13 protein-coding genes are annotated in these 13,990 nt (G+C 67.1%); 9 read left to right on the forward strand and 4 right to left on the reverse strand.

What is annotated here, in order from left to right:
- Window positions 1-208: 208 nt before the first annotated feature.
- From aqpZ to K4043_RS10320, 3 genes are all read right to left on the reverse strand, one after another.
- Window positions 209-931, reverse strand: a complete 723-nt coding sequence (aqpZ, locus tag K4043_RS10310; protein ID WP_265309271.1) for an aquaporin Z — start codon at window positions 929-931, stop codon at window positions 209-211.
- A gap of 114 nt (window positions 932-1,045) precedes the next feature.
- On the reverse strand, window positions 1,046-1,909 hold the full coding sequence (locus K4043_RS10315) for a pirin family protein (RefSeq protein ID WP_265309272.1): 864 nt from the start codon (window positions 1,907-1,909) through the stop codon (window positions 1,046-1,048).
- Window positions 1,910-2,055: 146 nt separating this feature from the next.
- Window positions 2,056-4,119 (reverse strand): 3-hydroxyacyl-CoA dehydrogenase NAD-binding domain-containing protein, encoded by a 2,064-nt coding sequence (locus tag K4043_RS10320; protein ID WP_265309273.1) that lies wholly within the window; start codon window positions 4,117-4,119, stop codon window positions 2,056-2,058.
- Window positions 4,120-4,356: 237 nt separating this feature from the next.
- Between K4043_RS10320 and rpoE the strand changes: the two genes are divergently transcribed.
- The 9 genes from rpoE (at window position 4,357) to recO (ending at window position 13,065) form a co-directional block, all read left to right on the forward strand.
- Window positions 4,357-4,977, forward strand: a complete 621-nt coding sequence (gene rpoE, locus K4043_RS10325; RefSeq protein ID WP_123730518.1) for an RNA polymerase sigma factor RpoE — start codon at window positions 4,357-4,359, stop codon at window positions 4,975-4,977.
- Between the two features lie 8 nt (window positions 4,978-4,985).
- Entirely contained in the window at window positions 4,986-5,864 is an 879-nt protein-coding gene (locus K4043_RS10330) for a sigma-E factor negative regulatory protein (protein WP_321160139.1), read from the forward strand.
- A gap of 85 nt (window positions 5,865-5,949) precedes the next feature.
- On the forward strand, window positions 5,950-7,473 hold the full coding sequence (locus tag K4043_RS10335; protein WP_265309275.1) for a DegQ family serine endoprotease: 1,524 nt from the start codon (window positions 5,950-5,952) through the stop codon (window positions 7,471-7,473).
- A 167-nt stretch (window positions 7,474-7,640) separates the two neighbouring features.
- Window positions 7,641-9,431: a translation elongation factor 4 gene (lepA, locus tag K4043_RS10340; protein WP_184997305.1), complete on the forward strand. Its 1,791-nt coding sequence runs from the start codon at window positions 7,641-7,643 to the stop codon at window positions 9,429-9,431.
- A gap of 102 nt (window positions 9,432-9,533) precedes the next feature.
- Complete coding sequence (gene lepB / locus K4043_RS10345) at window positions 9,534-10,328, forward strand: signal peptidase I (protein WP_123730522.1); 795 nt, start codon at window positions 9,534-9,536, stop codon at window positions 10,326-10,328.
- Between the two features lie 33 nt (window positions 10,329-10,361).
- Window positions 10,362-10,745, forward strand: a complete 384-nt coding sequence (locus K4043_RS10350) for a DUF4845 domain-containing protein (protein WP_265309276.1) — start codon at window positions 10,362-10,364, stop codon at window positions 10,743-10,745.
- Entirely contained in the window at window positions 10,735-11,415 is a 681-nt protein-coding gene (gene rnc / locus K4043_RS10355; protein WP_123730524.1) for a ribonuclease III, read from the forward strand. The genes K4043_RS10350 and rnc overlap by 11 nt, the downstream gene beginning before the upstream one ends.
- Complete coding sequence (gene era / locus K4043_RS10360; RefSeq protein ID WP_121038751.1) at window positions 11,412-12,308, forward strand: GTPase Era; 897 nt, start codon at window positions 11,412-11,414, stop codon at window positions 12,306-12,308. The genes rnc and era overlap by 4 nt, the downstream gene beginning before the upstream one ends.
- Window positions 12,309-12,339: 31 nt before the next feature.
- Entirely contained in the window at window positions 12,340-13,065 is a 726-nt protein-coding gene (gene recO, locus K4043_RS10365; protein WP_123730525.1) for a DNA repair protein RecO, read from the forward strand.
- A gap of 70 nt (window positions 13,066-13,135) precedes the next feature.
- Here the strand turns inward: recO and K4043_RS10370 are convergent, their stop codons facing one another.
- The gene (locus K4043_RS10370) at window positions 13,136-13,870 is read right to left on the reverse strand and encodes a response regulator (protein ID WP_123730526.1); all 735 of its coding nucleotides are present in this window, start codon (window positions 13,868-13,870) and stop codon (window positions 13,136-13,138) included.
- Window positions 13,871-13,990: the final 120 nt, after the last annotated feature.

A 13,990-nucleotide genomic window follows, 5' to 3' on the forward strand; every position in this document is an offset into this window, starting at 1 on the left:
CGTCCGTCGCTGACAGGCATTCCGGTGGCCGTCGACAACCCAGGCCGTGGTGGCGCATTCCCCGCGCGCGTACCGGATCACTCGCTGCCATCAGTGTCGGACGAGTGATCGGGACCTTAACGGAATGTGACTCAGTGTACAAATAACGGTTTCAGGTGAACCTTCATGCGCTGACGCTGGGCGGTTCGGGGACCGCCCGGCCAAACCGTCAGCGGGGCGCGGAACCCATCCATTTGTAGACGATGCCGCCGATCAGGCCGCCCAGCAGCGGTGCCAGCCAGAATAACCACAGCTGGCTGAGCGCGCCGCTGCCGGCGAACAGCGCCACGGCGGTGGAGCGCGCCGGATTGACCGAGGTATTGGTGACCGGAATGCTGATCAGATGGATCAACGTCAGCGCCAGGCCGATCGCGATCGGGGCAAACCCCGCAGGCGCGTTGCCGTGGGTCGCGCCCATGATCACGATCAGGAAGAACGCGGTGAGGACCACTTCACACAGGAAGGCGGCGGCAACGCTGTAACCGCCCGGTGAGAGGGCGCCGTAGCCATTGCTCGCGAACGCGCCGGCCTGGCTGCCATCGATCTGGAAACCCGGCGCTCCGGAGGCGATCTGCAGCAGAATGAAACCGGCCAGCGCGCCACCCAGCACCTGCGCCACGATGTAGGGAAGCACGTCACGGGCGGGGAAACGACCGCCGGCCCACAGGCCGACACTGACCGCGGGATTGAAGTGCGCGCCGGAGACGTGCCCGAACGCATAGGCGCCGGTCAGCACGGTCAGGCCGAAGGCCAGCGCCACGCCCAGAAAACCGATCCCCAGCGGATTGCCATCACCACCGAACTTCGCGGCCAGCACCGCGCTGCCACACCCGCCCAACACCAGCCAGAACGTGCCCAGGAACTCGGCGGCCAGACGTTTGCCCATGCTCATCGACGTGCTCCACGTTACGCCCGGGGTGGGCAGGCGCAACGTAGCTGAATCGGGGTTCATCGGGGTGATGGTCGCGTCAACAGCCGACGAACGGTTGTCCGCCGACTGGGCGGCTCAGTACGCAGGCAGCGGGATGAACTCTTTATCGTCGCCCGGAATCGTGCCGAAGCGGCCGGATTCCCAGTCGTGCTTGGCCTGCTCGATCCGCTCGGTGGAGCTGGAGACGAAGTTCCACCAGAGATGGCGTGGCCCGTCGAGCGGTTCGCCACCCATCAGCATTGCCTTGATCGGGGTCTTGGCGCGCAGGCGGCCGCGTGCACCGGGCTCGGGAATGATCAGGTGCTGGGCAGGGACATCCACACCGTCGAGCTGGGCCTGGCCTTCGAGGATGTAGAGCGAGCGTTCGGCATGGCCGGTATCCAGGTCGATTTCCGCATCGGCATCGAGATCGATGGCAACGTTGAGGGTGTCGGCGAAGACCTTGACCGGGGATTCTTCGCCGTACGCGCGGCCGGCGATGACGCGCAGCCAGGCACCGTTGCGGCGCTGCTGGGGCAGGGTCGCGGCCGCGTGGTGGTAGAACGCGGGGTCGGTTTCTTCAACGTCTTTTGGAAGCGCCAGCCAGGTCTGCATGCCGTGCAGCGGGTGGTCGTGTTCGCGTTCGACGGCAGGCGTGCGTTCGGAGTGGGCGATGCCACGGCCGGCGGTCATCCAGTTGACGTCGCCGGGGCGGATGACCTGGTCCGAGCCGAGGGTATCGCGGTGGCCGATGGCGCCGGACCAGAGGAAGGTGACCGTGGCCAGGCCGATATGCGGATGGGGGCGTACGTCGATGCCGGTGCCCGGGGAGAGCACGGCCGGGCCCATCTGGTCGACGAACACGAACGGACCGACACTGCGCGCCTGCAGGGTCGGCACGGCGCGGCGGACCTGCAGGCCACCGATGTCATGGATGCGGGGGGCGATGATGGTCGTCATGCGGGCGGTCTCGCTGGCGGGGACAGAGCGGGAGGATCGCATGCGGGGTGTGGGGGTGGGAGGCCTGTATCGGTAACAGGTTGTTCTGGTTGCACGCAGGCGGACACAAGCAAAAACGCCAGCGTGCGCTGGCGTTTTCGCGATCCTCAGATCACCGGTTCGCGCAGTACCGGCGAATCCCAGCCCGGGCGCGGGGCGAAGCGATCGCCGTAGCGCTGCTGCAGGACCTTGAGGCGTTCGACCAGGGCATCGGCGCCGGTGGCGCGGATGTACTGGATCGGGCCGCCGCGGAACGGGGCGAAGCCGGTGCCGAAGATCACGCCGGCATCCAACAGGTCGGCGTCTGCGACGACGCCGTCGTGCAGGCAGGCCACGGCTTCGTTGAGCAGTGGCAGGATCAGGCGGTCTTCCAGATCGGCCGGGACCTCGTAGTTGGCGGGGACGTCCGGCTTCTGGGCGCGGCCGTTCTCCCACTTGTACAGGCCTTGGCCGTCCTTCTTGCCACGCTTGCCCTGTTCCACGGTCGCCAGGGCGGCCGGTACCTGCAGGCCGAGGAAGGGCGCCAGTTCCTTGCCGACGCCGGCGGCCACATCCAGGCCAACGGTGTCGAGCAGTTCGATCGGGCCCATCGGCATGCCGAACTTCACCGCGGCCTTGTCCAGCACCGGGCCCGGCACGCCTTCGGCATACGCGGTGGCAGCTTCAAGCATGTACGGGAACAGCACGCGGTTGACCAGGAAGCCCGGGGTGCCGGCGACCGGCACCGGGAACTTGCCCAGTGCCTTGCAGAAGGAGGCCAGGCGGCGCTCGGTCTCCGGCGCCATGCCCTCGTGATGGATGATTTCCACCAGCGGCATCTGCGCGACCGGGTTGAAGTAATGCAGGCCGGCGAACTGCGCCGGGCGCTGGATGTGGTCGCGCAGTTCGTCCAGCGGAATCGAGGACGTGTTGGTGGTCAGCAGCGCATCGGCCTTCATCCTGGGCTCCAGCGACTGGTACAGCTCGCGCTTGGCCTCCGGGTTTTCGATGATGGCTTCGATCACCAGATCGGCCTGGGCGACGCCCTCGCCAGCGAGATCGGCTTTCAGGCGCGCCGCCACGGCCGGGCGCTTGCTGTCGTCCTTCACCCGCTTGGCGAACAGCGCCTGCGCACGTTCCATGGCCGGGTCGATGAAGCGCTGCTCGCGATCCTGCAGGGTCACGTTGAAGCCCTTGTAGGCCGACCACGCCGCGATGTCGCCGCCCATCACGCCGGCGCCGACCACATGTACGTGCTGGATGCCGTGGTCCTTGCCGCCCAGTGCCTTCAGGCGTTCGGTCAGGAAGAAAATGCGGATCAGGTTGCGTGCGGTCGGGGTGCCGGCCAGCTTCACCACAGCGCGGCGTTCGGCATCCAGACGCGTCTGGATCGGGCTGCCACCGGTGCGTGCCCAGGTGTTGATCAGTGCGTAGGGAGCGGGGTAATGCTCCTTGCGCGCCTTGCGGGCGACCTGCTTGGCCATCTGCGGGGCGAGCAGCTTGCGCGCCAGCCAGGTGTTGGTGATCCACGCGGTCGCGCGCTGCTTGAATGGGCGGGTAGTGCCCTTCAGCGCGAGCGACACGGCGGTGTCGAGCAGCACGGCCGGTGCGACGACCTTGTCGACCAGGCCGATGTTGCGCGCGGCCGAGGCCGACAGGTTGCGGCCGGTCAGCATCATGTCCATCGCCGCCGGGGCGCCGACCAGCTGCGGCAGGCGCGAGCTGCCGCCCCAGCCCGGGAAGATGCCCAACTGGGTTTCCGGCAGGCCGATGCGGGTGGAGGCATCGTTGGAGGCGACGCGATAGCGGCAGGCCAGCGCCAGCTCGGTGCCGCCACCCAGGCAGTGGCCGTGGATCGCCGCGACGGTCGGGCAGGGCAGTTCGGCCAGCTTCTGGTAGGTGCTCTGGCCACGGCGGATCGCGTCATTGACGGTGCCGCGGCGGTCGAATTCCTGGAATTCCTTCAGGTCCGCACCGGCGATGAAGCCGGCGGCCTTGATCGACTGGATCACCACCGCCTTGGGCGGGTCCATCGCGATCCGCTCGATCAGGTCGCCCAGCTCGAGCAGCACGTCCTGCGACATGGCATTGACGCTGCTGTCCTGGCGGTCGAGGCTGAGCACGACGACGCCATCGTCACGGATCTGCGGGTGCCAATGCGAGAAGCGGAGCCCATCGAAGCCTGAGAGCATGGGAACGTTCCATCCGGTTGTGTATGGAGAAGGGGGCTATGATCCAGAGGTTGTTTCCTCCCCGTCAAATCCCTATAGCTGGGGAGAGAAGCCGCCGATCCATTGCCTGGATCGGAAACCTTAACGGAACGGTGGTTAAAAGCTGGTGCGGCGCGGTGTGATCGAGCGCTGAACTTTTCCCGGGATTGGCAGTCTCATTGCCCGACGTCGGTTGGGCTGACAGGAGTGCGGCCCCCCATGGCCGAGGTTGAAACACCACAGGAGCTGGACCTGGAGCTGGTCCGACGTGTGCAGCGTGGCGAGAGCGCGGCGTTCGATGTCCTGGTGCGCAAGTACCAGCATCGGATCATCGCGCTGATCGGGCGCTACATCGCGGACTGGAGTGAATGTCAGGACGTGGCCCAGGACACTTTCGTCCGCGCGTATCGCGCGATCGGCAGTTTCCGCGGCGACGCCCAGTTCTATACCTGGTTGCACAGGATCGCCGTGAACACTGCCAAGAACCATCTCGCCGCCCACAACCGCCGTCCGCCCACCGATGACATCGAGATCGGGGACGCCGAACAGTTCGACAGCGGTACGCGTCTGCGCGACACCGACACGCCCGAGCGCGAGTTGATGCGGCAGGAGCTGGAACAGACGGTGATGAAGGCGGTCTCCGCGCTGCCTGAAGAACTGCGATCGGCCATCACCATGCGCGAGGTGGACGGCCTGAGCTACGACGAAATCGCGCAGAAGATGGGGTGCCCGATCGGCACCGTGCGGTCGCGGATCTTCCGTGCCCGCGAGGCGATCGACACTGAACTTCGGCCGCTGCTCGATGTGGGCAGCGCCACCCGCGAGAAGAGCCGCGCATGAGCCACGATATGTCCAATAATGCTTCCCGGGGCGCGTCCCCCGATAAATTCGACGCCCATTACCGGCAGCAGCTGTCCTCGTTGATCGATGGCGAGCTGTCAGCCCATGAAGCGCGTTTCATGCTGCGTCGGCTGGAACACGATGAGGCGTTGTCCAGCTGCAACGAGCGCTGGCAGATGCTCGGTGATGTGCTGCGCGGGCAGGCCTGCGCACCGGCGCCGGTCGATTTCGCCGAGCGGGTCCGCGTTTCCGTGGCCGCTGAGCCGGCACCAGCGATGCAGGCCAATGTCGAGCGCAGCCAGGAACGCCGTGGCGGCTGGCGTCGTTGGGGCGGTGGCGCGGCACTGGCCGCTTCCGTCGCGGCCGTGGCGATGTTCATGACCCGCGAGCAGCTGCCGGACCCGGCAGCGCTGGACGCGCCGACCACCATCATCGCCAGCCAGGCCGAGCTGCCGCCCGCGCCCGCGCCGGCGACCGAAGCCTCTGCCGCCGAGCAGGCGCTGGCCGTAGCGGCGGTTCCGGCTGCAGCCGTGGCGGCCGCCAGCCGCCGCCAGGACGTGGCCAATGTGCGCCGCGCCAGTGCCACCCGCACCCAGCAGGCGGCACGCAGCGCTGCCGAGCGCAGTGCCGAGCCGCAGCGTGCGGTCGCCGGCCAGGCGCCGCTGACGCCGGCCGTACCGGCGGCCACCGCGCGCCAGTTCCCGTTCGGTGAGGTGGGCAATCTGCAGGCCAAACCGTGGCCGCGCTCCAGCCTGGCCCCGGCCGCGGGCGGCGCGCTCAATGCCAGCTTCTCCACGCAGGCACCGCAGGCCGCGTTCTATCCGTTCGAGCCGCGTCTTCAGGAATCGGCCGACACGGCCGAACCTGCGCGCCGGCACCGCGACTGAACATCGTTGCCCTGACGTTCCGCTCCGGCCTGTGCGCCGGAGCGCTCCCCCCCGCTTTGTTCCCTGACCCGGAGGTTCGTGTCTGATGACCGCCCGTATCCGTACCCATGCCCTGGCGCTGATCGCCATGACCCTGCCGCTGGTGGCCTGCGCTCAGTCGCCATCGCCGACGACCCCGGCCGCACCGGCCGCCGCCGCACCGCGGGCACCTGCGCCGCAGTTGGTCAGTGGCCTGCCGGACTTCACCAACCTGGTCGAACAGGTCGGCCCGGGCGTGGTCAATGTCGAAACCACCATCGTGCGCAGCAACCGCCAGGCCCGGACCATGGGGCCGGGCGGCGACGATGAAATGCCCGAGTTCTTCCGCCGCTTCTTCGGCCCGGACTTCCAGATGCCGGGGCAGGGCCCCGGTGGCCAGGACGACAGTCCCCGCATCCAGGGCCGGGGCATGGGCTCGGGCTTCATCATCTCCGCCGATGGCTATGTGCTGACCAACTATCACGTGGTCGCCGACGCCAGCGAAGTGAAGGTCAAGCTGGGCGACCGCCGCGAGTTCACCGCCAAGGTGATCGGCAGCGATCAGCAGTACGACGTTGCGCTGCTCAAGATCGACGGCAAGAATCTGCCGACCGTACGCGTGGGGGATTCCAACACCCTCAAGCCGGGCCAGTGGGTCGTCGCGATCGGCTCGCCGTTCGGCCTGGATCATTCGGTCACCGCCGGCGTGGTCAGCGCGGTGGGCCGCAGCACCGGCGGCGCTGACCAGCGCTACGTGCCCTTCATCCAGACCGATGTGGCGATCAACCAGGGCAACTCCGGCGGCCCCCTGCTCAACACCCGCGGTGAAGTGGTCGGCATCAACTCGCAGATCTTCTCCGCCTCCGGCGGCTACATGGGCATCAGCTTCGCGATCCCGATCGACCTGGCCATGGGGGCGGTCGAACAGATCAAGAAGAATGGCCGGGTCAGCCGCGGCCAGCTGGGCGCGATGGTGGGGGCGGTCACGGCGGACGTCGCGGAGGGCTTCAAGCTGCCCGACAGCCGCGGCGCACTGGTCAACCAGCTGGTGCCCGGCAGCGCCGCCGCCAGGTCCGGCCTGGAGGTCGGTGACGTGATCCGGTCCGTGAACGGCACGCCGATCAACGTGTCCAGCGACCTGCCGCCGTTGATCGGTGCCCTGCCGCCGGGAACCAAGGTGCGCATCGTGGTGCTGCGAGAGGGCAAGGAGCGCGAGATCACCGCCACGCTGACCGAGTTGGCCGAGGACGCCGATCGCGGCAACGCGCCCCAGACGGCCGACGCGGCCAAGCCGGAAACCGGTGCCAATGCCCTGCTGGGCCTGGAAGTGGCCGATCTGACCGCGCCGCAACGCCAGCAGCTGGGCCTGGCCTCGGGTGAGGGCGTGCGCATCACCCGGGTCACCGGTCAGTCGGCACGGGATGCGCGCCTGTCGCAGGGCATGGTGGTGCTGCAGGTCGGGCGGACCCCGGTCGGCAGCGTGGCCGCGCTGAACAGGGCACTGGGCGGTTACAGCAAGGGCGATGTGGTCATGTTGCTGGTCCGTGCCAACGGCAACAGCGCGTTCGTGCCGGTCAAGGCCGGCCAATAAGCCCGCCCCGCCTGCGTTTCCGGGCCCGCTTCGGCGGGCCCGGTCGTTTCTGGGGGGCCGTTGGCGACAATCGCTACCGGGCCCACGCGGGACCGGGCCGGCCATGCGATAATCCGCAGTCATCCTGACGACGCGACGCGCCGCCGCCACCTATGTCTTCTGATTCGATGCGGTTCATCCGCAACTTCTCCATCATCGCCCACGTCGACCACGGCAAGTCCACGCTGGCCGATCGCATCATCCAGCTTTGCGGCGGCCTCCAGGCCCGTGAGATGGAGGCGCAGGTGCTCGACTCGAACCCGATCGAGCGCGAGCGTGGCATCACCATCAAGGCCCAGTCGGTCTCGCTGCCGTATGTCGCCAAAGACGGCCACACCTACCACCTGAACTTCATCGACACCCCCGGGCATGTCGACTTCTCCTATGAAGTCAGCCGCTCGCTGGCCGCCTGCGAAGGCGCGCTGCTGGTGGTCGATGCGGCCCAGGGCGTGGAAGCGCAGTCCGTCGCCAACTGCTACACGGCCGTCGAGCAGGGGCTGGAAGTGGTGCCGGTGATCAACAAGATCGACCTGCCCACCGCCGATATCGACCGTGCCAAGGCCGAGATCGAGGCCGTGATCGGCATCGATGCGACCGACGCCGTGGCGGTCAGCGCCAAGACCGGCCTGAACGTGGGCGACGTGCTGGAGGCGATCGTGCATCGCATTCCGCCGCCGGTGCCGCGCGATACCGACAAGCTGCAGGCGCTGATCATCGACTCGTGGTTCGACAACTACCTCGGCGTGGTCTCGCTGGTGCGCGTCATGCAGGGCCAGATCAAGGCCGGCGACAAGCTGCAGGTCATGTCCACGGGCCGCAACCACCAGGTCGACAACGTCGGCGTGTTCACCCCCAAGCGCAAGGTGCTGCCGGCACTGAACGCCGGTGAGGTGGGCTGGGTGACGGCCAGCATCAAGGACGTGCACGGTGCGCCGGTCGGCGACACCCTGACCCTGGCCGCCGATCCGGCCGCCAAGCCGCTGCCGGGCTTCCAGGAAATGCAGCCGCGCGTGTTCGCCGGCCTGTTCCCGGTCGATGCCGAGGATTACCCGGACCTGCGCGAAGCGCTGGACAAGCTGCGCCTGAACGATGCGGCGCTGCGCTTCGAGCCGGAAAGCTCCGAAGCGATGGGCTTCGGCTTCCGCTGCGGCTTCCTGGGCATGCTGCACATGGAAATCGTGCAGGAGCGCCTGGAGCGCGAATACAACCTGGACCTGATCAGCACCGCGCCGACCGTCGTCTATGAAGTGCTCAAGACCGACGGCAGCATCATCAACATGGACAACCCGGCCAAGCTGCCGCCGGTGAACATGGTCGATGAGATCCGCGAGCCGATCATCCGCGCCAACGTGCTCACCCCCGAGGAGTACATCGGCAACATCATCAAGCTGTGCGAAGAAAAGCGCGGCAGCCAGATCGGCATCAACTACCTCGGCAGCCAGGTGCAGATCAGCTACGAGCTGCCGATGGCCGAAGTGGTGCTGGACTTCTTCGACAAGCTGAAGTCGGTCAGCCGCGGCTATGCCTCGCTGGACTACCACTTCGTGCGTTTCGATGCCGGTCCGTTCGTCCGCGTGGACGTGCTGATCAACGGCGACAAGGTCGATGCGCTGTCGCTGATCGTGCACCGCAGCCATGCCGACCGCCGCGGCCGCGAGCTGTGCGAGAAGATGAAGGAACTGATCCCGCGCCAGCAGTTCGACGTGGCCATCCAGGCCGCCGTCGGCTCGCAGATCATCTCGCGCACCACGGTCAAGGCGATGCGCAAGAACGTGTTGGCCAAGTGCTATGGTGGCGACGTTTCGCGCAAGAAGAAGTTGCTCGAAAAGCAGAAGGAAGGCAAAAAGCGCATGAAGCAGGTCGGCCGCGTGGAAATCCCGCAGGAAGCCTTCCTGGCCGTGCTGCAGATGGACAAGTAAGGCCGGACGGCCTCCCGGTGGCGGCAGGCGGCACCCTCCCGGTGTCGCCGGGCGCGCAGGGAACCACCCCCGTACCGCTGCAATCGTTCCCAAGGACACTGCATGAAATTGTTTGAGATCCTCCTGGTCGTACTGACGCTGGCTTCGGGCCTGATCCTGCTGGGCGAGAAGCTGTACTTCGCCAAGCGCCGCGCCCAGCGTGCCGGCCTGCTGGATACCGAGCCGGTGATGGTCGACTACGCGCGGGCGTTCTTCCCCGTGCTGGCGATCGTGCTGGTGGTGCGCAGCTTCATCGCCGAGCCGTACAAGATTCCGTCCAGCTCGATGATGCCCAACCTGCTGATCGGCGATTTCATCCTGGTCAACAAGTTCTCCTACGGCCTGCGCCTGCCGCTGAACAACGCCAAGGTGGTGCCGTTCGGCGAGCCCAAGCGCGGCGACGTGGTGGTGTTCCATTTCCCGGGCCATTCGGACAACGATCCGGCCAAGGGCGAGAACTTCATCAAGCGCGTGATCGGCGTGCCGGGTGACCAGATCGAATTCCAGGGCAACGGCCTGATCCTCAACGGCGAGCCGGTCACGTACGACAACAAGGGCCTGTACGCCGGCCACAATGGGCAGGGCGAGGGCAGCTCACTGCTGGTCGAGCACCTGCCGGGCCGTACCCACACCGTGCTCGAGACCGACTACGCGCGTGGGCAGGGCCAGTGGACCGTGCCGGCCGGCAAGTACCTGGTCATGGGCGACAACCGCGACAATAGTGACGACGGCCGCTTCTGGGGCCTGCTGCCGGAGGAGAATCTCCGTGGCAAGGCGTTCCTGATCTGGCTTAACTGCTCCGGCTGGTTCTGCAAGGACGGCTTCGAGCCGTCGCGGATCGGCACGGCTATCCATTGATTCATGGCACACGCGTATCTGGGGAGAAACGCAATGAAGAAGATGACATCGCAGCGCGGCATCACCTTGACCTCGTTCCTGGTGGTGCTGATCGTGGTCGCTTTCGGCCTGTACGTCGGCATGAAGCTGTTCCCGATGTACCAGGAGTACTACGCCGTACGCACGGCGCTGAAGAGCCTGGCCAAGGAGCCGGGTGTGGCGAACATGGAGCCGGCACGGGTCCAGGAGCTGTTCTTCAAGCGCGTTCGCATGAGTTACTCGGAAAATCTCAAGCCCTCCGATATCAAGTTCGATCGCATTGATGGCGGCTGGAACTTGAAGGTCAACTACGAAGTGCGCCGTGAACTGATCGGCAATCTCGATGTGGTGGGCAAATTTGACACAAACCAGGATTTGACTCTCCGCGGTGCCGACTAAGACTTTTCAACGCGGTGACCTGATAGGTCACGCCTTCAACGATCCGGGCCTGCTCACGCAGGCCTTGACGCATCGCAGCGCCGGCTCGCCCAACAACGAGCGGCTGGAATTCCTCGGCGACAGCATCGTCAACATGATGGTGGCCCAGGCGCTGTACGAACGCTGGCCCAAGGCTGACGAAGGCGCGCTGACCCGCGCCCGCGCCGAACTGGTGCGCGAAGGCGCACTGGCGGTGATCGCGCGCGAGCTGCAGCTGGGCGATCGCCTGATCCTGGGGCCCGGCGAGATGAAGACCGGCGGCCACCGTCGCGACTCCATCCTGGCCGATGCGCTGGAAGCGGTGGTCGCGGCGATCTACCTCGATGCCGGTTTTGCGGTCTGCCAGACCGTGGTGCTGCCGTGGTTCCTGGCCTCGATGCAGGCCCTGCCGGCGACCGGCAAGCCGGAGAAAGACCCCAAGACCCGCCTGCAGGAATGGCTGCAGGCCCGACAGAAGGCGCTGCCGCTGTACGAGCTGGTGTCAGAATCGGGTGACGATCACGCCAAGACCTTCCGGGTACGCTGCGGCGTAACCGACCCCGCTGTCAGCACCGAAGGCGAAGGTGCCTCGCGACGGCTGGCCGAACAACAAGCGGCTGCGGCCGCCCTTGAGCAACTGGATTCCAAGTGAACGAAGCAACCCCCCATCGTTCCGGCAGCGTGGCCGTCATCGGTCGCCCCAACGTCGGCAAATCCACCCTGACCAACGCCCTGGTGGGCGCCAAGGTCAGCATCGTCTCCAATCGCCCGCAGACCACGCGGCACCGGTTGCTGGGTATTGCCAGCTACCCGGAAGGCCAGATCGTGCTGGTCGATACCCCCGGCCTGCACCGTGCGCAGAAGCGGGCCATGAACCGGGTGATGAACCGCGCCGCGCGCGGCTCGCTCGAGGGCGTGGATGCCGGCATGCTGGTGATCGAGGCCGGCCGCTGGGATGACGAAGACACCCTGGCCTTCAACGTGCTCAGCGACTCGGGCATCCCGGTGGTGCTGGTGGTCAACAAGATCGACCGCCTGAAGGACAAGGGCGCCCTGCTGCCGTTCCTGCAGCAGGTCACCGAAGGCCGCACGTTCGCGGCCGTGCACCCGATCTCGGCGCAGAAGCGCAACGGCCTGGAATCGCTGGTCCGCGACCTGATGAAGTTGTTGCCGGAAGCCCCGCCGATGTTCGGCGAGGATGAGATCACCGACCGCAGCCAGCGCTTCCTCGCCGGTGAACTGGTCCGCGAGCAGCTGATGCGCCAGTTGGGCGAAGAGCTGCCGTATGCGACCACGGTCGAGATCGAGCGCTTTGTCGAAGACGGCAACCTGCTGCGCATCGGCGCGGTGATCTGGGTTGAACGCGAAGGTCAGAAGGCGATCGTGATCGGCAAGGCCGGCACCCGCCTGAAGGAAATCGGCGCCAAGTCGCGCCTGCAGATGGAGCGCCTGTTCGGGGCCAAGGTCTTCCTGGAAACCTGGGTGCGCGTGCGCGAAGGCTGGTCCGACGACGAAGCCGCGCTCAAGGCGTTCGGCTACGAATAAGCCGGCCACTCCGGCCCCGGGCGGTTGAGCCATGCGCATCGAGGATGAGCCGGCCTTCGTCTTGCACGCCCGGGCCTGGCGCGAGACCAGTCTGCTGGTCGAGGTGCTGACCGAGCAGTACGGCCGGATCGGGGTGCTCGCGCGGGGCGTGTCCAGCCCGCGCAGCCAGGCGTTGCGCGCGGCCCTGCAGCCGCTGCAGTGGATCCGCCTGACTGCCGTGCAGCGGGGCGAACTGGCCCAGCTGCGCGGTGCCGAGGCCTTGGACGCCGCGCCGCGGTTGACCGGCGAAGCGATGCTGGCCGGGTTCTATATCAACGAACTGATGATGCGGCTGGCGCCCCGCCAGGATCCGCTGCCGGAGCTGTACGACCATTACGCGCAGGTGCGTGCGCGGCTGCGTGACGGAGAGCCCTTGGCGTGGACGCTGCGTCGTTTCGAGCGTGACCTGCTGGAGGCCTTGGGTTTCGGCTTCGACCTGCTGCACGGCAGCGATGACGAGCCTGTCGATCCGGCGGCGCGGTATGAGCTGGATCCGCAGGAGGGGCCTCGCCGGCTGCTCAGCGATCGGGGCGTGGATCAGCGCCGTGGTACCGCCACCGGCAGCGCGCTGCTGGCGTTGGCTGCCGATGAAATGCCCGGTACCGAGGATCTGGTCAGCCTGCGTCGGCCGATCCGCGCGGTGCTGATGCACCATCTGGGCGGGCGGGGGCTGAAATCATGGGAAATGCTGGAGGACCTGGCCCGGCGGCGCACGTAGGCCCTGGCGGGCCGCTGCATCGTTGCGGGGTGACTCAAGCGGCGCCGGTGCCCGGGCTGCCGCCCCGTGCTCACTGCAGCAGGGCGTCAACCGCGACGCGGAAGCGGCTCTGCGCACCGGTCGACTCCGGCGCCTGGTGCAGTTGACGGACTGCCCGAGCCAAGCGTGCGGCGCCGACGAACCCGCAGCTGGCCTGCAGCCGATGCAACTGCCCGCGCAGGGCCCGCACATCGTCCTCGCGCAGGGCCTGGGCCACAGCGTCGCGGACCCCGGGCAACTCGGCCAGGAACAGTTCGCGCAGCGCGATGAGGTGGTGGCGCTGCCCGTTCAGCGCAGCCAGGGCGGTGGTTTCATCCCAGTCCTGGCGCTCGCCTTCGACCTCGTCGGACCCGGCAACCGCCGGGGCGGACAGGCTGCCAGCGGTATGCACCAGGGCGCGGCGGACGGCCTTGAGCAGATGCTCGCGGCTCAGCGGCTTGACCAGGGTTTCACTGAAACCGGCATCGCGCAGGCGCGAGTGGATCGAGGTGTCGCCGTCGGCGGTATGCGCCAGCGCCGGGGTGTCCGGGCGCGAGCGGCGCAGTTCCTGCAGCAGCTGGGTGCCATTGCCGTCAGGCAGGTTGACGTCGATAAGCCACAGATCGTGCTGGTTGCCGCGGGCGCGGTCCATGGCCGTGGCAAGGGAGTCGGCGGTATCCACCTGCGCCGGCAGGGTTTCCAGCGCGGCCTTGAAGAAGCCGCGGCTGATGGTGTCGTCCTCGACGAGCAGGAATCGGGGCATGGGATCCCTCGGGGTCATCTGCATTGTGGCTGCCTCCATGTCAGCGGCCTCCATATTAAACGCGAAGTCCTCGCCTGCAAGCGGTTTCAGCGGGCGGCAAGTCAGTTGGCAGTTGGTATCTGCGACAATACGCACCCTTTTTGC

This window comes from Stenotrophomonas sp. SRS1, assembly GCF_026130205.1.
In the GTDB taxonomy this organism is placed as follows: Bacteria; Pseudomonadota; Gammaproteobacteria; order Xanthomonadales; family Xanthomonadaceae; genus Stenotrophomonas; species Stenotrophomonas rhizophila_B.